Below are 24,056 nucleotides of genomic sequence, written 5' to 3' on the forward strand. Positions count from 1 at the left end.
GATCGCGTCGTGGCCGCCCGACAGCCGGCGGCGCAGGTCGGCCAGCAGCGCGCCGTCCACCCGCACGCGGAATTTCTCGCGATGCTTCCAGAATTCCGGCAGATACATCGACAGCCCGCGCAGATGGCCGAACGTGAAATCGAGGTCGACGGTCATGTCGTCGGCCAGGTTGATCGCGCCGTCCGCGCGCTGGCGGATGCCGAGCCCGTGGCCCCAGATCGTCGCGGCCGACACGGCCGGCAGCGCGTTGGTGCGGATGCAGGTGCCGCGCACCGTCTGCTGCGGCAGGCGGATGCCCACGCCGTCGAGCAGCCGGAAGCTGGTCGCGCCGGCCGCGCAGATCACCCGCGCCGCCTTCACGAAGCCGCGCTCGGTGGCCACGCCCGTCACCGCGCCGTTGGCGGTGTCGATCGACACCACGCCGCAGCCATCGAAGAAGCGCGCGCCCAGCTCGATCGCCTTCGCGGCGAACGCCGGCGCGGCGCGCCGCGGCTCGGCCTGGCCGTCGGTGGCGGTATAGAGGCCGCCCTTCACCGGCGCGGACAGCCCGTTCACGTGGCGGGCCACCTCGTCGCGCGACAGCATGCGCGTGTCGAGCCCGTGCTGGCGGGCGGTGTCGAGCCAGGCCGTGTAGGTGGCGTGATCCTCGTCGCTGTCGGCCAGATAGAGGCAGCCGCCCTGCCGCCATTCGAGATCCGCGCCGAGTTCCCGCTCCAGCCCTTCCCAGATCCGCATGCCGGCCATCATCAGCGGCACCTCGGCCGATTCGCGGCCCTGCTGGCGTACGAAACCCCAGGCGCGCGTCGATTGCTGGCCCGCGATGCGCGACTTGTCGAACACGACGGCCTTCAGGCCGCGCCGCGCCAGGTAATACGCGGCGGCGCAGCCCATGATGCCGGCGCCGACGATCGCGACGTCGGCTTCGGCGGGAAACGGTTCGTCGGCGCGCGAGAACGCGCGATAGAGCGGATAGGTGGTGGTCATGCGAAGTCGGAAAGCGGTGGCGGCGGAGCCGGCCGGGCAAAGGGAAGAACCAGCGCGCCATTCTACCGGCGGCGGGCCGCGCCGTTGCGCCCCCGGCGGCCGGCCGCGCGCGCGCCGGCCGCCGCGACGCATCACGCAGCGTCACAGAGACATGGCACGATGCGCTTCACGAAATTCGCGCTGCGTGTGCCAACGCGCGCAATTCGTCGCGCGACCGGCGCCGGGGACGGCCGGATCGCGCGCAAACCCGACCGGCAAGGGGTGCCGCCCTGCCGCCGGAAACGTTTACACAAAATCTTCATGTTTGTCCGGATTCCACGCCCGGCGTGATATCCGGCAAAGTTTGGTTACAGCTTTCTCATTCGCCGGTGTAAATGACGGCGGAGCGCATTGCAATTTGCGGTAAAGTTAACGTTTGCGTGCGTGGCCGGTCGGCTCGCTCTACTACAAGCGGCTTCGTCCGTCAGACCCAAACGTCGTACAGCAACAACCTCGACCCGATCGCACCAGCAGCATGGCCAACGAAGCAGTGACCACGGACTCCCTCGCCGTCGCCGAACGCGTGCGCGAGCTGATGAGCCGCAACGGCATAGGGAAACGGCAGCAGACCACCGAGCTGTGCCGCATTCTCGATCTCAGTTTTTCGCAGGGGCATCGCAAGCTGCGCGGCAGCAGCCCCTGGACCCTCTCCCAAATCCGCAAGGTCGCCGAAGCCTATGGCGAGCCGGCCGCGCAGTTGTTCGGCGCGCAGTCGCTCGACCCCGGCATGGTGGGCGCGAGCGCGCACGACGCCGTGCTGTTCGCCGGCGTGACCGAAATTCCGTGCACCGTCTGGATCGGCGCGCTGCTCGAGCCGGGCGCGCGCCCCGAATTCGTCGCCTACGAGCACCAGGGCCGCTGGCGCGTGCTGCGCCACACGGGCGTGCTCTATCAAAGCGCCTACGACGTCCACAAGATCGAGATCTACCCGCGCCGCGCCGAAAGCGACCGGATGCTGGTGGCCGTGGTCGACCCCGACCGCATGGCCGCCGACGCCGTGTGCCGCCATCTCGACGAACAAGGCTTCGCCACCGCGCATTTCGAGCGGCTGCCCGCGTTCCTCGACGCGCTGCAAAGCCAGGCCTTCGACGCCGTGCTGACCGAATGGCTGGTGGAGGGCCGCCCGGCCATTTCGGCGATCCGCGCCGTGCGCACCTCGGACAACCCCGCCGCGCCGATCTTCGTGCTGACGGGCGCGCTGCTGTCGGGCCAGGCCAGCGAGGCCGAGATCAGCGACGTGATGCGCACGTTCGACGTGGCCTGCTACGAAAAGCCCGGCCGGCTCGCCCTGCTCTGCGCCGATCTGGCGAAGCGGCTCGCGCGCAACTGAACGCGCGGGGCCGGCATCGCGCCCGGCCATGCGCCGCGGCGGCCCATAGGATCGCCATGCACCACTCGCCACGCCGCGGCGCCCGTGCTCATGGGCCGGCTGGCGGCACGGCCTCCCCCTTCCTCGCGCACGCCCGCGCCGCGACACCCCGCCACATCGGCCAAGCGCCTGCGTACAATAGCCGGCGCCCTCCCTTCCGAGTCACTTCATGGCCCGCATCATCCCCGACGACTGGCAAAGCCTGGCCGCCACCGGCGCAGCGCAGCGCGAACGCGACACGCTCGCGATGCTCGAACACGCATTGCCGGCCGCCTACACCGTCTATCACGGCGTCCACTGGACCCGCCCCGATCACCATTTCTCGGTGTTCGGCGAGGCCGATTTCGTGGTGGTGGGGCCGTCCGGCCGCGTGCTGCTGGTCGAACAGAAGGCCGGCTTCCTGCGCGAGACGCCGAAGGGGCTGGCCAAGGTCTACATGAAGACCGAGCGCAACGTGGCGATCCAGCTCGCGCGCATGCAGGAAACGCTGCACCGCCGCCTGACCGCCGCGTTCGGCGCCGGCGAATACGGCGTGGACGCGCTGCTCTACTGCCCCGATCACACCGTGGCGAACCCGGCGATCGCCGGGCTGCCGCCCGAGCGGATCGTCGACGCGTCGCGCCGCGACCAGCTCGCCGCCGTGATCGCGAGCCTGCTGCCCGAGGACGAGCCGCCGTTCGCCAGCGCGCCGAAGATCCACCATTTCCTGTCCGACGAGCTGTCGCTCGCGCCCGACACCAGCGCGCTGGTGGGCCAGGCCGATACGCTCGTCACGCGGCTGTCGGCCGGCCTCGCCACCTGGGCGCGCCGCCTGGAGATCGAGCCGTTCCGGCTGCGCGTGATCGCCACGGCCGGCTCGGGCAAGACGCAACTGGCGGTGCGCGTGATGCGCGACGCCGTGGCCGCCGGCAAGCGCGTGCTGTACGTGTGCTTCAATCGCCCGCTGGCCGATTCGATCAAGCGCGTCGCGCCGGAAGGCGCGATCATCGCCAACTATCACCAGTTCTGCGATTCGGTGCTGCGCGATGCGGGCCACACGCCCGATTTCGGCGAACCCGATGCGTTCATGCGCCTCGAGGCGCGCTTCGCCGACACGCCGGTGCCGGAACGCTGGCACTTCGACGTGCTGATCGTCGACGAAGGCCAGGATTTCCAGCCGGCCTGGGCCGCCGCGCTCGGCCGTGTGCTGAGCCCCGGCGGCGCGTGGTGGTGGCTGGAGGATCCGCTGCAGGCGCTCTATTCGCGCGACGACGTGCCGTTCGACGGCTGGGTCACGCTGCGCGAGCTGACCAACTACCGCAGCCCGCGCGACGTGCTGCACTACCTGCGCCATGTGGTGGGGGAATTCGAGCCGCTCGCGGCCGAATTGAAGTCGGGCAGCCCGTTCGACGATTCGGGCATCGCGTTCAATCCCTACGACGACGGCGACGCCACCGGCGAGGCCTGCATCGACGCCACCAAGCGCGCCATCACGCAGGCGCTGTCGCTGGGCTTCCGCAAGCAGGACATCGCGGTGCTGTCGTATCGCGGCCGCGAGCATTCGGTGTTCACGCCGCTCGACCAGCTCGGCCCGCACCGCGTGCGCCGCTTCACCGGCAAGTACGACCTGTTCGGCACGCCCGAATATCAGGAAGGCGACGTGCTGCTCGATTCGATCTACCGCTTCAAGGGCCAGGCTGCGCCGTGCGTGATCCTGACCGAGGTGGATTTCGAGCGTTTCGACGCGCGCGCGGCGCGCAAGCTGTTCGTGGGCGCCACGCGCGCCACGATGAAGCTGATCGTGGTGGCCTCGGAGCGCGCCGCGGCCCGGATCGCGCCGGCCGAGTAAGGCCGCGCCGCCGTTCCCGCCTCAGGCGACGCGGAACGCGCGCACCGCGTCGCGCAGCCCGTCGGCCTGTTCTTCCAGCGCCGCCGCGGCCGCCGCGGCCTGCTCGACCAGCGCGGCGTTCTGCTGCGACACCTCGTCCATCTGCGACACCGCGCGGCTGACCTGCTCGATGCCGTCGCGCTGCTCGTCGGACGCCGTGGCGATCGCCGCCATGCTGTCGTTGACGCGCGTGATCGCCTCGCGAATCTCGCTCATCGTGTTGCCGGCCGTGCCGACCAGCCGCGAGCCGGCCGCCACGCGCTCGACCGATTCGCCGATCAGCGCGCGGATCTCCTTGGCCGCCGTGGCCGAGCGCTGCGCCAGCGTGCGCACCTCGCCCGCCACCACCGCGAAGCCCCGGCCCTGCTCGCCCGCGCGCGCCGCTTCCACGGCCGCGTTCAACGCGAGAATGTTGGTCTGAAACGCAATGCCCTCGATCGTGCCGATGATGTCGGCCACGCGCTGCGAGCTGCGGTCGATGTCGTTCATGGTGCCGATCACCTCGCTCACCACCGTCGCCCCCTGCGAGGCGATGCGGGTCGCGTCGTCGGCCGATTCGCGCGCGTCGCGGGCGTGATCGGCATTCTGGCGCACCGTGGTGGTCAGTTGCGTCATGCTGGCGGCCGTCTCCTGCAGCGCGGCGGCCTGCTCCTCGGTGCGTTGCGACAGATCGGTGTTGCCCGCCGAAATCTGCCGCGTGGCGGTGGCGATCGATTCGGAACCATGCGTGACGCGCCGCACCGTGTCCGCCAGATTGCGCTGCATGCGCGTGACGCCCGTCACCAGTTCGGCCATCTCGTCGCGCGAGGTCCAGGTCAGCTCGCGCGTCAGGTCGCCGTCGGAGAGGCGGCGGAAGTGCTCGAGCAGTTCGGAGATCGGGCGCGAGATCGCGTAGTGCAGGCCGATCGCGCAGCCGAGGCAGGCCGCCAGGCCGAACGCGATCGTGACGATCGACACGAGGCGCAGCAGCGAGAAGCTGCGCTGCGCGCCGTCGTAGATGTTCCTGCCGCGCGCCATGCCGTACTTGTCGAGCTCGACGGTGGCCTTGCTCAACGCCACCGACAGCGGCGGCGAGGTCTTCATCATCAATTCGTCGGCCTGATCGGCGTGACCGTTGCGCATCGCGTCGATCATCGGCCGGATCGCCTGCGCGATGAACGCCGCGCGCGCCGCAGCCACCGCATCGGCCAGCGGCTGCTCGCCTTCGTGGCGCGGCAGCGCGCTGTAGTCCTGCCAGGCGCGATCCGAGATCGCCAGATACGATTCGGCCTTGGTCAGCACCGAGGCCAGATCGGGGCGATCCGGGTGGAGGATCGCGCGGTCGAGCGTGGTGCGCACGATCGTCAGATTCAGGTTCGCCGAGGCCAGCGCGGTTTGCGAGGCCAGTTGCGAGGCGTAGGCGTCCTTCAGCGCATCGTTCGAATTCTGCATGCCGGCCAGGCCGATCACGCCCGTCACGCAAAGAATCAGGGCAGCCAGGGCGAGCGTCGAATACAGGCGCGTGCGAATCGAAAAACGGGAAAACAGGGCGTTCATGGCGGACCGTCGACAGGGCTTGATGGCGCTCGCGCGCACGGAGATTGCTGCCGGTGTTTACGGAAACGCCAGGCAAAACTTGATATTGCGTTTTCCCTAACAATGCAAAAATCGAAGGCTTTACGCAAAAGCTTGATATCGCGCATAGTGGCCGCTTCGGCACATCTTCTGGCCCTTATGTTTCCGAATGCCCGCGCGAACCCGTGTTGCGATTTCCGAAATGGCGGCATCGCCCACGCGCGCCCGGCTCGCCCGATCCGGCGCAACGCCTGCCGCCGCGCCGCCGCGCGCCGCATCCTTCGCGACGATTTCACGCACACACGCTAAAATCCGCGCATGCCGACACCGACCTCGCCCTCTCCCGCCGAACCGCCCTCCGACGGCGCGACCTCCAACGAGTACACCGTCGACGAGCTCGCGCGCGTGACGGACACCACGGTGCGCAACGTGCGCGCCTACCAGGATCGCGGCCTGTTGACGCCGCCGCGCAAGCGCGGCCGGGTCGGCATCTACGACGACACGCACGTCGCGCGGCTCAAGGTGATCAACCACCTGCTCGCGCGCGGCTACACGCTGTCGAACATCCAGGATCTGATCAAGGCGATCGACGACGGCCACGACCTGCGCTCGATCCTCGGCCTCGAGAACGCGATCGGCGGACGCTGGTCGCACGAGCGCCCGAAAACCTATTCGCTGGCCGATCTCGTCTCGCTGTTCGGCCCGCAAACGCCCGCTTCGCTGCTGCGCGTGACCGAGCTCGGGCTGCTGGAGCGGCGCGGCCTGTCGTTCGTCGCGAAAACGCCGGGCCTGATCGAGGCGGCCGGCGCGCTGGCCCGCGAAGGCATTCCGGTGCGCGACCTGGTGGATGCGATGGCGATCGCGCGGCCGCACTTCGACGCGATCGCGCGCGTGCTGGTGGACCTCGTGGTGCGCCGGCTCGACCGCTACGACGAAGGCTCGCTGCCGCCCGCCACCGATGTGCCCGCGCTCGTCGATTCGATCTGGCGGCTGCGCCCGCTGTCGGCCACCTTCGTCGAGGCCGAGATGAACCGCGCGCTCGAAGCCGCCTCGGGCGATTACCTGGGCGGCCGCGTGGCCACCATCCTCGACAAGCGCCTGAGCGACGAAGCCGCGCGCGGCGACGCGCAACCGGCCGGCGATCCGCCGAAGGACGCGCGCGGCAAGCGCTAGGCGCCCGCGAGAAACCATAGTCGCGCCGCCGTCATATTGATATCGGCAATGCTTGGTTGGTGCGCGCGGATGCCCGTGCGACGATTTTTCGAATGCGGCGGCCCCCGATGCACGAGGGCCGCCGTTTTCGATGAATCGCGCCGTTCGGCGCTGCTCCGGAGATTGCCCGATGTCCTTCGCATCGCCCCGCCTTGCCCGCCTCCCCCGCCTGCTTCCCGCCACCCTGTTGGCCGCCGCCGCGCTGATGGCCGCGACCGCCGCCACCCGCGCCCACGCGCAGGACGGCGGCGATCACGTGCTGCGGATCGGCTATCAGAAGGCGGGCCTGCTCGCGGTGGTCAAGGCGCAGGGCGCGCTCGACGCGAAGCTCAAGCCGCTCGGCTATACGGTCAAGTGGTTCGAATTCCCGGCCGGCCCGCAACTGCTCGAGGCGCTCAACGCCAACAGCATCGACTTCGGCTACACCGGCGCGCCGCCGCCGGTGTTCGCGCAGGCGGGCGGCGTGCGCTTCGTCTACGTGGGCGCCGAGCCGCCCGCGCCGCACAACGAGGCGATCTTCGTGAAGGCCGGCTCGCCGATCCGCGACGTGGCCTCGCTGCGCGGCAAGAAGATCGCGCTGCAGAAAGGTTCCAGCTCGAACTACCTGCTGCTGGCCGCGCTGAACAAGGCCGGGCTGCGCTACGAGGACATCCACCCCGTCTATCTCGCGCCCGCCGACGCGCGCGCCGCGTTCGAGAGCGGCGACGTGGATGCGTGGGTGGTATGGGATCCGTACTATGCCGCCGCGCAAAGCGCGCTGAAGGTGCGCACGCTGTCGGACTACACGGGGCTGGTGGCGTCGTACAACTTCTACGAGGCCACGCGCGATTTCGCCGGCTCGCATGCCGATATCGTGGGCGCGGTGCTGCGGCAGATTCGCGAGACGGGCCTGTGGGTCAACGCGCATCCGGCCGACACGGCCGCGATCATCGCGCCGAAGGTGGGCCTCGACACGCCGCTGGTGGAAACCTGGCTCAAGCGCGTGCCGTTCGGCGCGGTGCCGGTCAACGACACCATCGTCGCCTCGCAGCAGGCCGTGGCCGACGCGTTCTACGGCGTCAAGCTGATCCCGCAGAAGCTCGACGTGGCCGCCAACGTGTGGCGCAACCCCGCCGTCGAGGCGGCGCTCGCGGCGAAGTAACGCCGCGCCGGGGCGGGTTCGGCCCGCCCCGCTTCCTTCCTCCACGCCGCGCACCCGCTGCGACGGCGTCTTCCCGCTCAGCGCCCGAAATGCTGCCGCACGATGTTGTCGAGCGTGTCGGCCAGCTTCGCGGCGTCCTCGCCGGGCTGGCCGATGCCGAATTCGTGGCGCACCGCGCGGCCGTCGATCAGGTAGAGGCTCCAGGTCATGTCGGTGGACGACGTCGAGCGCATCGTGTGCTGGGCGCCCCAGATCGCATCGGCATCGGAACGAATGCCCGATAGCTGGCCCTGGCTCAGCGCCGCGCCGTCCTGCGCGACACGCTGCAACGCGAAATTGCCGGCCCCGTTGCGCGAGGCGGCCGTGACCACGCGCGTGACGCGCGCGTTGTCGTAATCCACCACGAGCCACAGCGACTGCGGCGTCATGAAGCCGCCGCGCGCCAGCATCAGCCCGTGCACGGGCGGCCGGACCGCGCTGACGATGAAATCCATCGCGCAATCCTGGCACACGTAGCCGGCCGGCAGCAGTTGCGCGCCGGTGGCGCCGGCCGGATGCACGACCGGTGCGGGTTGCGGCGCGCGGGGCGTGCCGGAGCCGGCGCAGGCGGACAACAGCGCCGCAGCGGCCAGCGCGGAAACGAGAGCGATGACGGGACGCAAGCGTGCGCTCCTTCGGTGCATGACAAACGATCAAGGGGCGTGGCCGGCGCGGATTGCTCCGCAAACGGCAACGCACGGCGCGCCATCATCGCATTGCCCCCGGCGCTCCGCAATGACGAAAGCTATCGGTAATCAATTATTAAATCGATGGAAAGGCGGCGAATCCGATTTGCACATCATTAGCGCATCGCGCGAATGTCAATATCCAACTGAATTCATTCCAAAATTCATTAAGCAGAAAATCGTTGGTGTTTTTTTAATACCACGCCCGGCGTATTTAAACGCCATTTTTATTTTCGTCGTCCTATGATGCGGCCCGTTGCCCGATGTTGATTCGAGCGCCGCGAGGCCCGCCCGGCAAGCCTGCTCGGTTCGGCATGCACCGCTTTTGCGCTCGCGCCGATTCACCCGATTCGATTGCGCCGATTGCTGGCGCGCAATGATTTCGCGGTCATTTCGGAACCTATCGATCAGCAACGCAATATCGCAATCCGCAATTACCGATCGCCCTTCTGGAGGCCCTACGATGAAACCCACCCTGATCGCCGCCGCATTGTGCGGCGCGTTTGCCGCCGCGACCTCGGCGCATGCGCAAAGCAGCGTCACGCTCTACGGCCTGATCGACACCGGCCTCGTGTACACCAACAACCAGCTCGGCCACAGCGCCTGGCAGGAAAACAGCAGCTCGACGCAGAACACGGTGTTCGGCCTGAAGGGCAGCGAGGATCTCGGCGGCGGCCTGCATGCGGTGTTCAAGCTCGAGCAGGGCTTCCTGCTCAACAACGGCGCGCAGGCGTTCTCGGGCGACGGGTTCGGTTCGCAGGCCTGGGTCGGCCTGCAGAGCGACCAGGCCGGCACGCTGACGCTCGGCCGGCAGTTCGACGTGATGAACGATCTGGTCGGGCCGCTGACCGCCGAGCTGAACACCTGGGGCGGCAGCATCGCCGCGCATCCGTTCGAGAACGACAACCTCGCCGCGAACTCGGTGGTGGTCAACAACACCGTGAAGTACGCCAGCCCGACCTGGAACGGCCTGACGTTCGAAACCATGTACGGCTTCAGCAACAAGGCCGGCAGCTTCGCCAACAACCGCGCGTACGGCTTCGCGCTGTCGTATGCGCAAGGCCCCGTCAACCTCGCGGCCGGCTACCTGCAGTTCAGCAACGCGGGCAATGCGGCCGGCGCGATCACGTCGAGCGACGCCAGCGCGAACTTCGTCTCGCAGCGCCAGCGGATCTGGTCGCTCGGCGGCAACTACACGTTCGGGCCGGCCACCGTCGGCCTGGTGTGGAGCCACACGCAGATCGACAACGCCACCGGCGTGTTCTCGTTCGGCACCGGCACCTACCTCGGCTCGGGCGACAGCTCGGCCGGCGGCCTGAACGGCACGCTGCGCCTCGACAACTACGAAGTGAACGCCAAGTACGCGCTGACCCCCGCGCTGAGCCTGTCGGGCGCCTACACCTACACGCGCGGCGCCTACGACGGTGCGTCGCCGGGCTGGAACACCGCGATGCTGCAGACCGATTACGCGCTCAGCAAGCGCACCGACATCTATCTGGAAGGCGTATTCCAGAACGTGCACGGCGCGCCGGCGGGCTCGGTGCTGTCGCACGCGATGATCAACACGCTGTCGCCGTCGTCGACCGACAAGCAGGTGGCCGTCACGGCCGGCCTGCGGCACACGTTCTGAGCCTTCGGGCGATGGGAAACCGGCTCGACGGGTTCGGGCCGGCTCGATGAGATCGGGCCGCCTTGCGCGGCCCGTTTTTTTGCGCTGCCCGCGCCGAGGCACGGGCGGCAAACCTGGCGCGGCAGGCATCGCCTTCACACTCCGGCAGCGCCCACTGCGCCAGGCACGCGCGATCCGTCTCAATCGGCCTTCGACAACACCGTCTTGTCCGCGCCGACCACCAGCAGCACCTCCGCCTGCTGCGCGCCCACCGAGCGGAGCCGGTGCGGAATGCGCGCATTGAAGTGCACCGCATCGCCGACCGACAGCGTCACCTTGTGATCGGCGAAATCGATCTCGACCTTGCCACGGTGCACGAACAGGAATTCCTCGCCTTCGTGCTCCTTGTACTCCGACGCCGCGAATTCGGCCGGCGGCGAAATCATGAACGGCACGAGCCCGGCATGCCCGCCGCGCGGCGACAGGATCTCGTAGCGCGGCTGATCGGCACCGCCGCCTTCCGTGCCGTGGCCGCCCTGCGCCACCGGCACGCGATCCGCCACGCGCACCACCGTCACCGGCGCCTCGCCCTGCGCGACTGAAAAAAGCTGGTTCACGTCCACGCTCAGCGCGCCGGCCAGCTTCATCGCCGTGGCGATCGACGGCGTGTTCAGGCCGCGCTCGACCTTCGACAGATAGCTCTTGGTCAGCGCCGTGCGGTCCGCCAGATCCTGCAGGCTCAGGCCCAACTGCTTGCGCAACATTTTCAAACGAATGGCGAGCACCGATATTTCCCCAAATTTTCTCGAACCAAAATGACACATCGTGTCATATACTACACTTCGTCAACTTACCTGCCCTGCACGGCAGGCCGGTCACCACCCTGAACGACTGTCCACCCGGAGGCGCGTCATGCCCGAAACACTGAACCTCTCGAAATCCGAAATCGTCGCCCGTTCGCAGCAGTTGATGAACGCCGAACTCGCCGAGCAAAGCTGGACGCCGCGCCAGAAGCTCGCGCTCACCTGCCGGATTCTATTCGATGGGGGCCACGATTCGGGCCTGGCCGGGCAGATCACGTGCCGCGCCGAAGACGCCGACACGTTCTACACCCAGCCGCTCGGGCAGGGCTTCGACGAGATCACGCACGACAGCCTGCTGCGCGTCGACCAGGATCTGAAGACGCTCGACGGCCGCGGCATCCCGAACCCGGCGAACCGCTTCCACACCTGGGTGTACCGCGCGCGGCCGGACGTCAACTGCATCATCCACACGCACCCGTTCCACGTGTCGGCGCTGTCGATGCTCGAAACGCCGCTGGTGGTGTCGCACATGGACATGACGCCGCTCTACGGCGATTGCGCGTTCCTGGCCAAGTGGCCCGGCATTCCGGTCGGCAACGAGGAAGGCGAGATCATCTCGACCGCGCTCGGCAGCAAGCGCGCGATCCTGCTCGCGCACCACGGCATGCTGGTGACCGGCAAGACGGTCGAGGAAGCCTGCCTGCTGGCGCTGCTGATGGAACGCGCCGCGCGCCTGCAACTGGCCGCCATGCAGGCCGGCGCGATCCAGCCGATCGCCCCGGAGCTGGCCGCCGAGGCGCACGACTGGACATCCACGCCGAAGCGCCACGCCGTGACGTTCGACTATTACGCGCGCCGCGCGCTGCGCAACCACCCCGATTGCCTCGGCTGAGCCGCGCCGTCGCGCTTCGGCGCGGCGCCGCCCCCACTCGAGCGCGTCATTCGCCTCATTCGCCTCATTCGCTTCAATCGTCTCATTCGTCAGCAGCCCAGATAGTCAGGAGCCCAACATGTCTCAACCGCAATTCGCCGGCATCATCGCCTACCCGATCACGCCGTTCACGTCGAACGACACCCTCGACCTCCCCGCGCTGCGCGCCAGCATCGACCGCCTGGTCGCCAGCGGCGTGCAGGCGATCGCGCCGCTCGGCAGCACCGGCGAAAGCGCCTACCTGAGCGACGACGAATGGAACGAAGCCGCCGAAGCGTCGATCGGCCAGGTCGCCAGACGCGTGCCGGTGGTGGTCGGCATTTCCGACCTGACCACGCGCAACGCGATCCGCCGCGCGCAGTTCGCCGAGAAGGCCGGCGCCGACGCCGTGATGGTGCTGCCGATCTCGTACTGGAAGCTGTCCGAGCAGGAAATCTTCGATCACTACGCCGCGATCGCCGCCTCGATCGGCAAGCCGATCATGGTCTACAACAACCCGGCGACGAGCGGCGTCGACATGAGCCCGCACCTGATCGCGCGGCTGGTGCGCGAGATCGACAACGTCACGATGGTCAAGGAAAGCACCGGCGACATCCAGCGCATGCACACGCTGCGCGAGCTGTCGAACGGCGAAATCCCGTTCTACAACGGCTGCAACCCGCTCGCGCTCGAAGCGTTCTGCGCCGGCGCGACGGGCTGGTGCACGGCCGCGCCGTGCCTGATTCCTGAACTGACGCTGGCGCTCTACCGCGCCACCCAGGAAGGCGCGCTGGCCGAGGCGCGCGAGCTGTTCTACAAGCAGTTGCCGGTGCTGAACTTCATTTTGAAGGGCGGCCTGCCGACCACCGTCAAGGCTGGGCTGAAGCTGCAAGGCCACGATGTCGGCGCGCCGCGCCGTCCGCTGCAGCCGCTGTCGGCCGAGCAGACCGACCGGCTGGCCGCGCTGTTGAAGTCGGTGGCGTAAGGCTGTACGGGCGGCTTGCGTCGGTGGCTGCGCGTTTTGCAGCTTGCTCGGGATGCTCGTTCGGGTCGCTCGTTCGGGTCGCTCGTTCCGGGTCGCGCCTTCGAGCCGCTCGTTCGAGCCGCGCACTCAGGCCACCACCGATACGGCCACGCTCAAACCGTCACAGTCACCTGCGCCTCCTGCGCGAGCCAGTCCCGCGGCGACAGGCCCACCCGCGCCGCGAACGCGCGCGACAGCGCCGACGGGTTCGCGTAACCCAACTCGTCGGCCAGCCACTTGATCGGACGGCCTTCGCGCAGGCGGCTTTTCGCGAGCGCGATGCGCCACTGCGCCAGGTAATCGGCCGGCGTCTGGCCCACCACGTCGCGGAACGCATTGGCGAACGCGGTGCGCGACATGCCGGCGCATTCGGCCATGCTGTCGAGCGTCCACGGCTCGCCGGGCGCGTCGTGCATCGCCACCAGCGCGCGGGCCAGGCGCGGGTCCGACAGGCCCGTGATCAAGCCCGGGCTGATGCCGACCTCGTGCGGATGGTCGAGCAGCCAGCGCAGCAATTGCAGCACCACCACCTCGAATAGCCGATCGGCCAGCAGCCGCTGCCCGCAGCGCACGCGATCCGTCTCGGCGAACAGCAGCGCGAGCGCGGCGTCGAGCCCCGACACGCTCGCCAGCGGCAGCGCGATCAGCGGCGGCAGCGCACGGGCCAGCGGATTGTCGTGCCCGCCCTCGAAGATCAGACGCGCGCAGGTGAAATCGGCGCCTTCCTCCGGCGGGTTGTGGAAACGATGCGTGAGCGGACGCGGATAGAACAGCAGCGCCGGTTCGTCGAAGCGCATCCGTTCGGGCACGCCGCACCGGGCCGGGTGGCTGACCACCAGTTCGCCCCGCCGCAGCACATGCAGATAGCCGTGGCCCTCGTGGGCGTCGAAATGCGAAAGGCCGCACAGCGCGCCGGCGTAATGCAACTGCGCCTGCACGCGAAAGCGTTCGAGAAGACCGGACAAGCGGTCGATGGGGGTGATATCCGACATCGAAGGAGGAATGTACGAAAAGGTATGTTTCTGGAATTCAATTAATCCAATCATACAGATTCGACCGGCATACTGCATCTCACCGATTCACTGATTGCAGTCCCTGACCTCAACCGGCAACGTCCAAGGAGATCGCCATGTCCCGCATCAACCTCGATACGCAACTGAGCCCCGCCGTCAGCCAGCCGCTGCTGGGCCAGATCCAGCAAGCCTTCGGCGCCACGCCGAACATGTTCAAGGCGGTGTCGAACTCGCCCGCCGCGCTGCAAAGCATGTGGGCCGCGTTCGGCGCGCTCGGCAAGGGCACGCTCGGCGCGCGTCTCGGCGAGCAGATCGCCGTGGCGATCGCGAACCGCAACCGCTGCGAATACTGTCTCGCCGCGCACACGGTGCTCGGCCAGAACGCCGGCGCAAGCGCCGCCGACATGGCCGCCGCGCAGGTGGGCGAATCGGCCGATCCGAAGACGGCCGCCGCGCTCGCGTTCGCGCTGAAGGTGGTCGAGCAGCGCGCGCAGATCGCCGACGCCGACGTGGCCAGCCTGCGTCAGGCCGGCTTCGGCGACGAGCAGGTGGTCGAGATCCTGGCCCACGTCGCGCTGAACATCTACACCAACTACATCAACGTCGCGCTCGACATTCCGGTCGACTTCCCGAAGGTCGCACTGAAGTAAGCGCACGGCGGGCGGCCCGGTTCCGGGGCGGCCCGCCCCCTCACGCCATCGATACCGTCATGCCCTACGACATCGAAGCCAGCGACTGGCTCAACACCGACGCGCCGCTCAGCCTGCCCGCCCTGCGCGGCCGCGTGGTGGCGGTCACCGTGTTCCAGATGCTGTGCCCCGGCTGCGCGCACACCAGCCTGCCGCAGGCCAACAAGCTGCACGCCGTGTTCGCGCGCCAGGATCTGGTGGTGATCGGCCTGCACAGCGTGTTCGAGCACCACGCGGCGATGACGCCCGAGGCGCTGTGCGCGTTCGCCGGCGAATACCGGCTGCGCTTCCCGATCGCGATCGACCTCGCACGGCCGCACTCGCCGGTGCCCGCAACGATGGCGAAATGGGCGCTGCAAGGCACGCCTAGCCTGCTCGTGTTCGGCCGCGACGGTGCGCTCGCATTGCAGCATTTCGGCCATCTGGAAGACCTGCGCTTGGGCGCCGTGCTGGGCGAGTTGATCGCGCAGCGCGGCGGCATGGAAGCCGCCGCCGATGCGCCCGCGCCATCCGCCTCCTCAATCCCAACGGCTCTTGCCAAGGAATCCTGTCATGAAAATTGCCGTGTTTGACACCTACGTGGCGCGCCGCGACGGCCGCCGCATGCACTTCGACATCCTCGTGCGCGACGAGGCCGCCGACAAGGCGCCGGATCGCGTGCTCTCGCACGGCCGCCGCTATCTGGCCGCCAAGGGCGTGCCGGCCGCCGCGCTGGAGGCGCAGGAATGCCGCTTCTGCCACATCGAATCGGCGTCGCCGCAGATCGAGGCCGAGATCGAACGGATCGGTTTCGCTATCATCGAATTGCAGCATTGCGATTGACGCCATGACGGCCGCCTCCTCCATGCAAAACCGCCAGCCCACCGCCACGCTCACGCAGCACGACCGCCACGGCCGCTGGCCGCAAGCCGAATCGGCCGACGATCTGCGCCGCAACATCGCCGCGGTGCGCGCGCGCATCGCGACAGCCTGCGCACGCGCCGGCCGCGACCCCGGCGCGGTGCGCCTGCTGCCCGTCAGCAAGACCCGCAGCGAGGCCGAGATCCGGCTTGCCTACCAGGCCGGCTGCCTGCTGCTCGGCGAGAACAAGCCGCAGGAGGCGTACCGCAAATGGGAGGCGACGGCCGATCTGGCCGACCTGCACTGGTCGGTGATCGGCCATTTGCAGACCAACAAGGCGAAGCTGGTGGCGCGCTTCGCCAGCGAATTCCAGGCGCTCGACAGCCTGCGCGTGGCCGAGGCGCTCGAGCGGCGGCTGCAGGCCGAAGGCCGCGGCCTCGACGTGCTGGTGCAGATCAACACCTCGGGCGAAGCCAGCAAGTACGGCCTGCCGCCCGAAGCGGCCGCCGCGTTCCTGCGCGAACTGCATGCGTTCCCGGCGCTGCGCGTGCGCGGGCTGATGACGCTCGCCGTGCTGTCGGCCGAACCGGCACGCGTGCGCGCGTGCTTCACGCGGCTGCGCACGCTGCGCGACCAGTTGCGGCACGATGCGCCGGGCGCGGTGTCGCTCGACGAGCTGTCGATGGGGATGTCGGGCGATTACGAAATCGCCGTGGAGGAAGGCGCGACCGTGGTGCGCGTCGGGCAGGCGATCTTCGGCGCGCGCGCGACGCCCGATTCGCATTACTGGCCGGCGGCCGATGGCGAAGCGGAAGCGGCGGCGGATTGAGGCGGGGGCGGGTCGAACCGCGTGTCGAGCGCGCCGCCCGACCCGCTTGCCGCCCACCGGCCCGCTCGCAGGTCACACCACGCGCAGCGCCTCGTCGGCCCGCGCGCCGTCGCGCTCGGGCGAGCGCATCGCGCGGTACTCGCCACGCAGCAGCGCGTATTGCGCGAGATCGCGAAACGCCCCGCCCCAATACCCGGCCTCGCGCTGATACCCCTCGCGCACGAAACCGAATGCATCGAGCGTGCGCAGCGACGGCGCGTTCTCGGGATGCACGCGCGCCTCGACGCGGTTGAGGCCCATCGGGCCGAAGCCGTGATCGAGCACGGCCGTCAGCGCCTCGCGCATCAGGCCCTGCCCGCGCGCCTCGGGCGCCAGCTCGTAGCCGATCACGCAACTGCGCCACGGCCGGCTCCAGCGGAACAGCCCGCACGTCCCCACCAGCGCACGATCGTCGCGCCGTTCGAGCGCCCAGCGCAGGCCGCTGCCGGCGATCCGCCAGGCGGTGTAGGTATCGATCAGGCGAGCCGCCTGCGCGGGAGACGACATCGGATCGGCGCCGTACCAGCGCATGCCGTCGACGTCGCCGTGAATGGCGTACAGCGCCGGGGCGTCGGCCGCGCTCAGTTCGCGCAGCACGAGCCGGCGCGTCATCAGGCTCGGAAAGGGTTCCATCGGATGGGTCGCTCGCGGCGCCTCGAGTGCTGGCCGGTTCGGGCGGCGCCCGCAGCCTGGTAGCGTGTCGCCCGCGATCCTCGCACGAGGCGGGGCGCGCGGCCATCCGTGATGGTACGCAGCCGATATGAAACGCGGGCGGCGGCCCGGCCGGCGTTGTGCCGGCGCGACGCCGCCCGCTTTCGACTGCGTCCGCCCGCGTCAGTCCGCGTTCGACCCGCCGAAATCGACGATCTCCACCCAGTTCGCGCCCTTGCCCACCGGCGTCTCGCCGAGCGGCGTCAGCGCGCCGTTGCGCGCGTCGATGCGATAGGTTCGCAGCGACGTCGACAACTGCCCCACCGCCAGCAGGTAACGGCCCGACGGATCGATCGCGAAGCCGCGCGGCTGCTTTTCGGTCGGCGTGGTGGCGATCCGCGTCAGGTGGCCGGTGGCGCGGTCGACGCGCCAGGTCGCCAGCGTGCTCGAGGTGCGTTCCGACGCGTACAGGAAACGGCCGTCCGGCGTCAGGTGCAGGTCGGCGCCCCACGGCGTGGCGTTACCGAAGCCGGGCGGCACGATCGACACGGTCTGCACCGGCTTGACGCGATCGTGCTCGCGATCGAACGCCAGCACGTGCAGCTTGCCGTCGAGTTCGTCGATCAGGTAGATGAAACGTTGATCGGGCGAGAAGCGGAAATGGCGCGGGCCGGATTTCGGCGGCAGCGCGTAGGCGGGCTTCGGGTCGAGCGTCAACTCGCCGGTGCCGGCGTCGAAGCCGAGCTTGAGCCACGCGTCGGCGCCGAGCACCGAGGCGAACACCGTGCGGTTGTCGGGCGCGGGCAGGATCGCGTGCGCCTTCGGGCCGGTCGGGATGGTCTGGCGCACCGCGCCCGCCACGCCGTCGGCGCCGATCGCATTGACGGCCAGCAGCGCGCCGTCGTACGAGGCCGAGAACAGCCAGCGCCCGGTCAGATCGGTCGACAGGAACGGCATGCTGTTCGCGAGCGGCGCCTGGCCGAGCTCGGCCAGATGGCCGTCGAGCGGATTCACCGCGAAGCTGAGCACGCGGTACGGCTGCGAGCGCACGCCCGCATACAGGCGCAGATGATCGGGCGACAGCGTCATCGGCATCACCGTGCCGTTCACCGGCACCGTGTCGACCGGCGTCACCGCGCCGGTGCCGGTGTCGAGCCGCAGCACGGAGATCGTGCCGCTGTCGGCGTTCGATACGTAGGCGTAGGTGGCGGCTTGCGCGGCGGGCGCGGCCGTCAGGGCCGCGGCGAGCGAAACGGCGGCCGCGATGGCGCGCAGGGCACGGTGGCGAGTCATCCTTGATTCTCCTTATCTGTCGTCGTACAACTTAAATTGATTGATTAGATCAAATTGCTGCCTGGTCAAGCAGATCCATCTCGAATAGCTTCGTTGGATTCGCATGCCGCCGGGCAATTCTATCCAAATCAAGTCGCGTGACATCGTACATCTTGATTGTCGAGGCAGCTATGCTCCGCGACCCTGATAGCCGTCGCTGCCGGCCGGGATCCTGCGATCGATCGCCGCCGCGCCGCCCGCCCCGCCCCGCCGCCGCCGCCGCCCGCAGGCACGATCGCCCCTCGCCGCGCCGCCGCAGCGCGGCGCTTCGCCACCCGCCATTTGATTCGAATTCCGAATCAAAATGAAAATGGATGCATCCGCAACCATCGATGAAAACCGCGCATCGTCCATAGGTACATTCGCACTCGCCTTGCCATCGCCCGGCCCCATCTTCCAGGGCCGAAAGATTGTTAACGCGAATGCCGCATCGCAGCGCGGAATCGATAACAAAACATGTTGCAGAGCGTAAAACCATCGACCAATCCGCAAGGATTGCGCTACATTGCCTGCCTAGAGATGGCGCATCCGACGCTATCGACATCGACGCCCACCATCCACGAGGCCATCATGCGTGTTATCCGATACACCGCGCTGATCGCGGGTTCGCTGCTGACCCTGACGCTCGCCACCGGCGCCCACGCGCAAACGCCCGCGCCCGCCGCGCCGCAAACCGCCCAGCCGGTGCTGCCCGTGATCGCGACGATCGCGCCGATCTACAGCCAGCTCGTCTACTTCCGCCTGCCCACGCGCTTCGTGTCGATCTACGAAGGCACGCGCGGCGACGACTACGCGCACGAATGGGTGCTGCCCGGCGAAACCAACGCGAACTGGTCGCAGATGATCACGCTGACGGGCGCGCAGAACGTGATCGCCAAGCACCCCGAAGCGGACGCGAAGAGCTACGCCACCAGCATCGCGGCCGGCTTCCAGAAGGCCTGCCCGCAAACCTTCGCGGCCAAGGGCATCTTCGACGGCAAGCTGAACGGCAGCGATGCGTTCTCGATGGTCGTCAGTTGCGGCAACGCCGCCGCCAGCGCGGGCCACAGCGAAACCACGGCGATCACCGTCGTGAAGGGCGCGAAGGAGCTGTACACGCTGCAATGGGCCGAGCGCGGCCCGCAATCGGCCAAGCCGGTGCCGATCGACGCCGCCATGTGGCTGCAGCGCGTGCGCAACCTGATGCCGCTGAAGGTCTGCCCGATCGTGCCGGGCGAGAAGGCGCCGTACCCGAGCTGCAGCGCGAACGTTTCCTGATCGCGCGTTCCACGCTCGCCGGCCCGTTGAAGATCGGCGGGCCGGTTTCCTCCGCGCGCGGCGTTCGCCGCGCCGATCCGCTCAGCCCGCCGCGTCGCCGCGCGCGCGCCGCCTGAGAATCGCGATGAACTCCTCCATCTGCGGCGACGCCACCTCGTGCTTGCGCGTGATCGCGCTGTAGTGGCTCATGCTGCGGCGGATCTCCACCGGCAGATACGCGAGCAGGCCCTCGTCGACGAACTTGCGCACCACCGATTGCGGCTGCAACGACACCATGTCGGTCGATTGCAGCAGCTCGAGCGTGGAGAAGATCGACGGCGTCTCCACCATGCCGACCGGCGCGACCAGCCCCGCGCCGGCGAACGTCTCCTCGAACAGTTGGCGGATCGCCGTGGGCGGCGGATAGAGAATCCACGGCCAAGCGCCGAGATCGGCCACGTCCACGCGGCGCGCCTTCAGCAGCGGATGATGGCGGCCCACCACCACGCGCACCGGCTCGTCCGACAGCTCCACCGCATCGAAGATCGCGCGATGGCGCGGCTCGGTCAGCCGGCCGATCATCAGGTCGAGCTGCTTCTGTTCGAGCCAGATCGCGAGCTGATCGCTGCTCTGCTCCACCAGCTTGATGACGAGCCGCGGGCGCTGCCGCTGGATCTCGCGCACCGCCGCGATCACCAGTTGCGCGGCCGAGGCCGAGATCGCGCCGACCGTCAGGTGCCCGTAACCGCCGCCCTGCTGCGTGACGAATTCGTTCGCGAACTTGCCGAGATCGGCCATCGCGCTGCTCGCGTAGCGGATCGCCAACTGCCCGAGATCGGTGGGCCGCATCTCGCGCGGCAGCCGCTCGAACAGGCGCGCGCCGAACATGGTTTCGATATCGCCGAGGATCTTGGTGGCGGCCGGCTGCGTGACGTGCATCTGCTCGGCCGCCGCGCGCAGGTTGCGGGTGCGGCCCAGCAGTTCGAGCAACTGCAGATGCCGGAACCGCAGCTTCGGCGGCAGCGTGGCGGACAGCAGGGGGCGATGACGATCCATGAGGGTAATCCCGCGCTCGGCGATAACCGAAAGGAATCGAGTCTAACAATTCTTCGATTGGACGTTTATCGCCGCGCTGCCTACAGTGCAGCGAAGTGGGCGTGCACGAGACACACGCCCCGCACCCCAATCCAGACGAGACGATCGATGAAGCTCGATACCCCCCACGCCGACACCGGCACGCCCGCCTCCGCGCCACCCCAACCGAACGCGGTCACGCTGCACCCCGACGACGACGTCGCAATCGCCCGCCGGCAACTCGTTGCGGGCGCATCGATCGGCGCCGATCTGCCGGTGCGCGGGCTGATCCCGGCCGGCCACAAGGTGGCGCTGCGCGCGGTGGCCGCCGGCGCGCCGGTGCGCCGCTACGGCCAGATCATCGGCTTCGCGTCGCAGGCGATCGAGGCCGGCGAGCATGTGCACGTTCACAACCTGTCGATGGGCGAATTCGAGCGCGACGGCGCGTTCGGCGCCGATGCGAAGCCGACGCAAACGGCGGCCGCACGCGCGCAATTCCAGGGCATCGTGCGCGCCGACGGCCGCGTCGCCACGCGCAATTACATCGGCATCCTGACTTCGGTGAACTGCTCGGCCACGGCCGCGCGCGCGATCGCCGACCAGTTCCGCCGCGACATCCGCCCCGAGGCGCTGGACGCGTTCCCGAACGTGGACGGCGTGGTGGCGCTGACGCACGGCCTCGGCTGCGGCACCGCCGCCGACGGCGAGCCGATCGCGGTGCTGCGCCGCACGCTCGGCGGCTACGCGCGGCATCCGAACTTCGCGGGCGTGCTGATCGTGGGGCTGGGCTGCGAGACGAACCAGATCGACGCGCTGCTGCGCGATCAGGCGATCGACACGGGCGCGGCGCTCGAAACCATGACGATCCAGGCCAGCGGCGGCACCGCGGCCACGGTGGCGGCCGGTGTGGCGGCCGTCAAGGCGATGCTGCCGCGCGCCAACGCCGTGCGGCGCGAGCCGGTGGACGCCAGCCATCTGGTCGTCGGCCTGCAATGCGGCGGCTCGGACGGCTACTCGGGCATCACCGCGAACCCGGCGCTCGGCGCGGCCGTCGACCGGCTGGTGGCGCACGGCGGCACCGCGATCCTGTCGGAGACGCCCGAGATCTACGGCGCCGAGCATCTGCTGACGCGCCGCGCCGTGTCGCCCGAGGTGGGCGAGAAGCTGATGGCGCGGATCCGCTGGTGGGAGGAATACTGCCGGATCATGAACGCCAACATGAACAACAACCCGTCGGCCGGCAACAAGGCTGGCGGCCTGACCACGATCCTCGAGAAATCGCTCGGCGCGGTGGCCAAGGCCGGCACCACCAACCTCGTCGACGTCTACCGCTACGCCGAGCCGGTGCGCGCCAAGGGGCTCGTGTTCATGGATACGCCGGGCTACGACCCGGTGTCCGCCACCGGCCAGGTGGCGGGCGGCGCGAACCTGCTGTGCTTCACCACCGGCCGCGGCTCCGCCTACGGCTGCGCGCCTTCGCCATCGCTGAAGCTCGGCACCAACGCCGCGCTGTGGCAGCGGCAGGCCGAGGACATCGACGTGGATTGCAGCGCGATCCTCGACGGCGGCGCCAGCATCGACGCGCTCGGCCAGCGGATCTTCGAGCGCATGCTGGCCACCGCGTCGGGCGCGCGCACGCAAAGCGAAATCCACGGTTACGGGCAGAACGAGTTCGTGCCGTGGCAACTGGGCGCGACGCTCTGAGCGAACGCTGGCGCCGGGCAGGCGCGGGCCGGATGCCGGCTCGCGCGTTCGCGCCCGGCGGCCGGCTCGCGTTGTTCCGGCACCGCCCTGCAGCGCGATCGCGCGACACCGGGCCGGGCGACGGCACGGGCCTGCCGACGATCGCGTAGCATCGCCTCACCGCCTCATCGCCTCATCGCGCTCCCCGGCGTGACGCCCCATCGCCACACGCGCCGTGCAAACTCACCCCGCATCCCCTTCCACCGACATCACAGCCACCGATCAAGCCATGACCCAGCCCGCTCCCGTCCGTTATTCCGCCCCCGAACTGCAAGCCTTCGCGCATGCGCTGCTCGCCGCTGCCGGGCTCGATGCGCCGCACGCGCAGGCCGTCGCCGAGATCCTCGTCGACGGCGACCTGATGGGCCACGACACGCACGGCCTCGCCCAGCTCGCCGCCTATGTGGGCGAGATCGAACGCGGCACCATGACCCGCTCGGGCGCGCCCGAGGTGCTGTCCGACCGCGGCGCGGCGCTGCTGTGGGACGGCCGCCGCCTGCCGGGGCCGTCGCTGGTGCTGGCCGGCATCGACACGCTCGCCGAGCGCGCGCGCCGCTACGGCAGCGCCACGCTCGTGATCCGCCGCAGCCACCATATCGCCTGCCTCGCCAGCTACCTGGAGCGCGCCACCGCCGAGGGCTTCATGATCGTGCTCGGCTGCTCCGATCCGTCCGGCCAGAGCGTCGCGCCGTTCGGCGGCACCCGCGCCGTGTTCACGCCGAACCCGATCTCGGCCGGCATTCCCACCTCAGGCACGCCGTTCCTGATCGACATCTCGGCCTCGCTCGTCACCAACGGCATGAGCGGCCGGCTCGCCAAGGCCGGCCAGCAGTTCGAGGACGAGGTGCTGCTCGACGCCGGCGGCAACCCGAGCCGCGACCCGGCCGTGCTGTCCACCACGCCGCCCGGCACGATCCTGCCGCTGGGCGGGCTGCCGTTCGGCCACAAGGGCTTCGGCATGGCGCTGCTGATCGAGGCGATGACGGGCGGCCTGGCCGGCTTCGGCCGCGCCGATCCGGCCGAAGGCTGGGGCGCGACCGTGCATCTGTCGCTGTACGATCCGAGCGCGTTCGGCGGCGAGGCCGATTTCAAGCGGCAGATGGACTGGATCGCCGACGCCTGCCGCAACAACCCGCCGCGCCCCGGTTTCTCGTCGGTACGCATGCCGGGCGACCGCGGCCTCGCGCGCAAGCGCGAGCAACTGCGCGACGGCGTGCAGTTGCATGCCGCGATCGCGCCGGCGCTGGAAGCCTGCGCCCAGCGTTACGACCTGAAGCTGCCCGCGCCGCTCGCGGGCTGAACGCGCGGTTCGGTTCGGGGGCATCGGGTGCATCGGGCGCGTCGGGCGCGTCGGGCGCGTCGAGTGCGTCGAG

The 24,056-nt window shown here is 69.2% G+C and carries 24 protein-coding genes; 14 read left to right on the forward strand and 10 right to left on the reverse strand.

Annotation, left to right across the window (positions count from 1 at the left end; all coding sequences use genetic code 11):
* On the reverse strand, positions 1 to 984 hold a 984-nt coding region (locus G3N92_RS11030; protein WP_206127505.1), incomplete at its 3' end, for an FAD-dependent oxidoreductase.
* 514 nt (positions 985 to 1,498) lie between these two features.
* Here G3N92_RS11030 and G3N92_RS11035 point away from each other — a divergent pair.
* Together G3N92_RS11035 and G3N92_RS11040 are read left to right on the forward strand one after the other, a co-directional pair.
* A complete protein-coding gene (locus tag G3N92_RS11035) occupies positions 1,499 to 2,353 on the forward strand; it encodes a helix-turn-helix domain-containing protein (RefSeq protein WP_206127506.1) in 855 nt (284 codons plus the stop codon).
* 208 nt (positions 2,354 to 2,561) lie between these two features.
* Complete coding sequence (locus G3N92_RS11040) at positions 2,562 to 4,220, forward strand: ATP-binding domain-containing protein (protein WP_206127507.1); 1,659 nt, start codon at positions 2,562 to 2,564, stop codon at positions 4,218 to 4,220.
* Positions 4,221 to 4,241: 21 nt separating this feature from the next.
* Here the strand turns inward: G3N92_RS11040 and G3N92_RS11045 are convergent, their stop codons facing one another.
* Both G3N92_RS11045 and G3N92_RS11050 read right to left on the reverse strand, forming a co-directional pair.
* On the reverse strand, positions 4,242 to 5,795 hold the full coding sequence (locus G3N92_RS11045; protein ID WP_206127508.1) for a methyl-accepting chemotaxis protein: 1,554 nt from the start codon (positions 5,793 to 5,795) through the stop codon (positions 4,242 to 4,244).
* Positions 5,796 to 5,915: 120 nt separating this feature from the next.
* Positions 5,916 to 6,113 (reverse strand): hypothetical protein, encoded by a 198-nt coding sequence (locus G3N92_RS11050; RefSeq protein WP_206127509.1) that lies wholly within the window; start codon positions 6,111 to 6,113, stop codon positions 5,916 to 5,918.
* Between the two features lie 18 nt (positions 6,114 to 6,131).
* Here G3N92_RS11050 and G3N92_RS11055 point away from each other — a divergent pair, with 18 nt between their 5' ends.
* Positions 6,132 to 6,986, forward strand: coding sequence for a MerR family transcriptional regulator (locus tag G3N92_RS11055; protein WP_206127510.1), 855 nt, complete (start codon positions 6,132 to 6,134; stop codon positions 6,984 to 6,986).
* A 244-nt stretch (positions 6,987 to 7,230) separates the two neighbouring features.
* Positions 7,231 to 8,166, forward strand: a complete 936-nt coding sequence (locus G3N92_RS11060; RefSeq protein ID WP_206127533.1) for a sulfonate ABC transporter substrate-binding protein — start codon at positions 7,231 to 7,233, stop codon at positions 8,164 to 8,166.
* 77 nt (positions 8,167 to 8,243) lie between these two features.
* Here the strand turns inward: G3N92_RS11060 and G3N92_RS11065 are convergent, their stop codons facing one another.
* Both G3N92_RS11065 and G3N92_RS11070 read right to left on the reverse strand, forming a co-directional pair.
* Complete coding sequence (locus tag G3N92_RS11065) at positions 8,244 to 8,828, reverse strand: hypothetical protein (protein ID WP_206127511.1); 585 nt, start codon at positions 8,826 to 8,828, stop codon at positions 8,244 to 8,246.
* Positions 8,829 to 9,026: 198 nt separating this feature from the next.
* The gene (locus G3N92_RS11070; RefSeq protein ID WP_206127512.1) at positions 9,027 to 9,365 is read right to left on the reverse strand and encodes a hypothetical protein; all 339 of its coding nucleotides are present in this window, start codon (positions 9,363 to 9,365) and stop codon (positions 9,027 to 9,029) included.
* Between G3N92_RS11070 and G3N92_RS11075 the strand changes: the two genes are divergently transcribed.
* Complete coding sequence (locus tag G3N92_RS11075) at positions 9,355 to 10,521, forward strand: porin (RefSeq protein ID WP_206127513.1); 1,167 nt, start codon at positions 9,355 to 9,357, stop codon at positions 10,519 to 10,521. The two genes, G3N92_RS11070 and G3N92_RS11075, sit on opposite strands and share 11 nt — an antisense overlap.
* A 179-nt stretch (positions 10,522 to 10,700) precedes the next feature.
* On the opposite strand, the gene G3N92_RS11080 is transcribed toward G3N92_RS11075, so the two are convergent.
* Positions 10,701 to 11,324: an XRE family transcriptional regulator gene (locus tag G3N92_RS11080; protein WP_206127514.1), complete on the reverse strand. Its 624-nt coding sequence runs from the start codon at positions 11,322 to 11,324 to the stop codon at positions 10,701 to 10,703.
* A gap of 88 nt (positions 11,325 to 11,412) precedes the next feature.
* On the opposite strand from G3N92_RS11080, the gene G3N92_RS11085 reads away from it, so the two are divergent.
* Positions 11,413 to 12,195 (forward strand): aldolase, encoded by a 783-nt coding sequence (locus tag G3N92_RS11085; RefSeq protein WP_206127515.1) that lies wholly within the window; start codon positions 11,413 to 11,415, stop codon positions 12,193 to 12,195.
* Positions 12,196 to 12,313: 118 nt separating this feature from the next.
* Positions 12,314 to 13,198, forward strand: coding sequence for a dihydrodipicolinate synthase family protein (locus tag G3N92_RS11090; RefSeq protein ID WP_206127516.1), 885 nt, complete (start codon positions 12,314 to 12,316; stop codon positions 13,196 to 13,198).
* 152 nt (positions 13,199 to 13,350) lie between these two features.
* On the opposite strand, the gene G3N92_RS11095 is transcribed toward G3N92_RS11090, so the two are convergent.
* Positions 13,351 to 14,229 carry an AraC family transcriptional regulator gene (locus tag G3N92_RS11095; RefSeq protein WP_206127517.1) on the reverse strand — a complete coding sequence of 293 codons (879 nt, stop codon included), beginning with the start codon at positions 14,227 to 14,229 and terminating at the stop codon, positions 13,351 to 13,353.
* A gap of 137 nt (positions 14,230 to 14,366) precedes the next feature.
* Between G3N92_RS11095 and G3N92_RS11100 the strand changes: the two genes are divergently transcribed.
* From G3N92_RS11100 to G3N92_RS11115, 4 genes are read left to right on the forward strand one after another with little or no spacing between them, the layout of a single operon-like run.
* Complete coding sequence (locus G3N92_RS11100; RefSeq protein ID WP_206127518.1) at positions 14,367 to 14,900, forward strand: carboxymuconolactone decarboxylase family protein; 534 nt, start codon at positions 14,367 to 14,369, stop codon at positions 14,898 to 14,900.
* A 59-nt stretch (positions 14,901 to 14,959) separates the two neighbouring features.
* A complete protein-coding gene (locus G3N92_RS11105) occupies positions 14,960 to 15,511 on the forward strand; it encodes a TlpA family protein disulfide reductase (RefSeq protein WP_241014724.1) in 552 nt (183 codons plus the stop codon).
* A complete protein-coding gene (locus tag G3N92_RS11110; RefSeq protein WP_206127519.1) occupies positions 15,492 to 15,761 on the forward strand; it encodes a DUF2024 family protein in 270 nt (89 codons plus the stop codon). Before G3N92_RS11105 ends, G3N92_RS11110 begins: the two co-directional genes overlap by 20 nt.
* A gap of 4 nt (positions 15,762 to 15,765) precedes the next feature.
* Positions 15,766 to 16,608: a YggS family pyridoxal phosphate-dependent enzyme gene (locus tag G3N92_RS11115; protein ID WP_206127520.1), complete on the forward strand. Its 843-nt coding sequence runs from the start codon at positions 15,766 to 15,768 to the stop codon at positions 16,606 to 16,608.
* Positions 16,609 to 16,680: 72 nt separating this feature from the next.
* Here G3N92_RS11115 and G3N92_RS11120 read toward each other — a convergent pair whose 3' ends face one another.
* On the reverse strand, positions 16,681 to 17,280 hold the full coding sequence (locus G3N92_RS11120) for a GNAT family protein (RefSeq protein ID WP_206127521.1): 600 nt from the start codon (positions 17,278 to 17,280) through the stop codon (positions 16,681 to 16,683).
* 201 nt (positions 17,281 to 17,481) lie between these two features.
* Positions 17,482 to 18,591 (reverse strand): lactonase family protein, encoded by a 1,110-nt coding sequence (locus G3N92_RS11125; RefSeq protein WP_206127522.1) that lies wholly within the window; start codon positions 18,589 to 18,591, stop codon positions 17,482 to 17,484.
* Positions 18,592 to 19,200: 609 nt separating this feature from the next.
* Between G3N92_RS11125 and G3N92_RS11130 the strand changes: the two genes are divergently transcribed.
* Positions 19,201 to 19,887, forward strand: coding sequence for a hypothetical protein (locus G3N92_RS11130; RefSeq protein ID WP_206127523.1), 687 nt, complete (start codon positions 19,201 to 19,203; stop codon positions 19,885 to 19,887).
* Between the two features lie 81 nt (positions 19,888 to 19,968).
* Here the strand turns inward: G3N92_RS11130 and G3N92_RS11135 are convergent, their stop codons facing one another.
* Complete coding sequence (locus G3N92_RS11135) at positions 19,969 to 20,922, reverse strand: LysR family transcriptional regulator (RefSeq protein ID WP_206127524.1); 954 nt, start codon at positions 20,920 to 20,922, stop codon at positions 19,969 to 19,971.
* A gap of 147 nt (positions 20,923 to 21,069) precedes the next feature.
* On the opposite strand from G3N92_RS11135, the gene G3N92_RS11140 reads away from it, so the two are divergent.
* Both G3N92_RS11140 and G3N92_RS11145 read left to right on the forward strand, forming a co-directional pair.
* The gene (locus G3N92_RS11140) at positions 21,070 to 22,644 is read left to right on the forward strand and encodes an altronate dehydratase family protein (RefSeq protein ID WP_206127525.1); all 1,575 of its coding nucleotides are present in this window, start codon (positions 21,070 to 21,072) and stop codon (positions 22,642 to 22,644) included.
* Between the two features lie 268 nt (positions 22,645 to 22,912).
* Positions 22,913 to 23,983 carry an Ldh family oxidoreductase gene (locus G3N92_RS11145; RefSeq protein ID WP_206127526.1) on the forward strand — a complete coding sequence of 357 codons (1,071 nt, stop codon included), beginning with the start codon at positions 22,913 to 22,915 and terminating at the stop codon, positions 23,981 to 23,983.
* Positions 23,984 to 24,056 lie beyond the last annotated feature (73 nt).

Origin of the sequence: Burkholderia sp. Ac-20379, from assembly GCF_017104645.1 — a bacterium.
Taxonomy (GTDB): Bacteria; Pseudomonadota; Gammaproteobacteria; order Burkholderiales; family Burkholderiaceae; genus Burkholderia.

What these genes read in the sequence shown, in the direction of transcription:
- G3N92_RS11035 (WP_206127506.1), top strand. Translation starts at nt 1,499, where the DNA reads ATGGCCAACGAAGCAGTGACCACGGACTCCCTCGCCGTCGCCGAACGC.
- G3N92_RS11040 (WP_206127507.1), top strand. Translation starts at nt 2,562, where the DNA reads ATGGCCCGCATCATCCCCGACGACTGGCAAAGCCTGGCCGCCACCGGC.
- G3N92_RS11045 (WP_206127508.1), bottom strand. Translation starts at nt 5,795, where the DNA reads ATGAACGCCCTGTTTTCCCGTTTTTCGATTCGCACGCGCCTGTATTCG.
- G3N92_RS11055 (WP_206127510.1), top strand. Translation starts at nt 6,132, where the DNA reads ATGCCGACACCGACCTCGCCCTCTCCCGCCGAACCGCCCTCCGACGGC.
- G3N92_RS11060 (WP_206127533.1), top strand. Translation starts at nt 7,231, where the DNA reads ATGGCCGCGACCGCCGCCACCCGCGCCCACGCGCAGGACGGCGGCGAT.
- G3N92_RS11075 (WP_206127513.1), top strand. Translation starts at nt 9,355, where the DNA reads ATGAAACCCACCCTGATCGCCGCCGCATTGTGCGGCGCGTTTGCCGCC.
- G3N92_RS11080 (WP_206127514.1), bottom strand. Translation starts at nt 11,324, where the DNA reads ATGTGTCATTTTGGTTCGAGAAAATTTGGGGAAATATCGGTGCTCGCC.
- G3N92_RS11085 (WP_206127515.1), top strand. Translation starts at nt 11,413, where the DNA reads ATGCCCGAAACACTGAACCTCTCGAAATCCGAAATCGTCGCCCGTTCG.
- G3N92_RS11090 (WP_206127516.1), top strand. Translation starts at nt 12,314, where the DNA reads ATGTCTCAACCGCAATTCGCCGGCATCATCGCCTACCCGATCACGCCG.
- G3N92_RS11095 (WP_206127517.1), bottom strand. Translation starts at nt 14,229, where the DNA reads ATGTCGGATATCACCCCCATCGACCGCTTGTCCGGTCTTCTCGAACGC.
- G3N92_RS11100 (WP_206127518.1), top strand. Translation starts at nt 14,367, where the DNA reads ATGTCCCGCATCAACCTCGATACGCAACTGAGCCCCGCCGTCAGCCAG.
- G3N92_RS11105 (WP_241014724.1), top strand. Translation starts at nt 14,960, where the DNA reads ATGCCCTACGACATCGAAGCCAGCGACTGGCTCAACACCGACGCGCCG.
- G3N92_RS11110 (WP_206127519.1), top strand. Translation starts at nt 15,492, where the DNA reads ATGAAAATTGCCGTGTTTGACACCTACGTGGCGCGCCGCGACGGCCGC.
- G3N92_RS11115 (WP_206127520.1), top strand. Translation starts at nt 15,766, where the DNA reads ATGACGGCCGCCTCCTCCATGCAAAACCGCCAGCCCACCGCCACGCTC.
- G3N92_RS11120 (WP_206127521.1), bottom strand. Translation starts at nt 17,280, where the DNA reads ATGGAACCCTTTCCGAGCCTGATGACGCGCCGGCTCGTGCTGCGCGAA.
- G3N92_RS11125 (WP_206127522.1), bottom strand. Translation starts at nt 18,591, where the DNA reads ATGACTCGCCACCGTGCCCTGCGCGCCATCGCGGCCGCCGTTTCGCTC.
- G3N92_RS11130 (WP_206127523.1), top strand. Translation starts at nt 19,201, where the DNA reads ATGCGTGTTATCCGATACACCGCGCTGATCGCGGGTTCGCTGCTGACC.
- G3N92_RS11135 (WP_206127524.1), bottom strand. Translation starts at nt 20,922, where the DNA reads ATGGATCGTCATCGCCCCCTGCTGTCCGCCACGCTGCCGCCGAAGCTG.
- G3N92_RS11140 (WP_206127525.1), top strand. Translation starts at nt 21,070, where the DNA reads ATGAAGCTCGATACCCCCCACGCCGACACCGGCACGCCCGCCTCCGCG.
- G3N92_RS11145 (WP_206127526.1), top strand. Translation starts at nt 22,913, where the DNA reads ATGACCCAGCCCGCTCCCGTCCGTTATTCCGCCCCCGAACTGCAAGCC.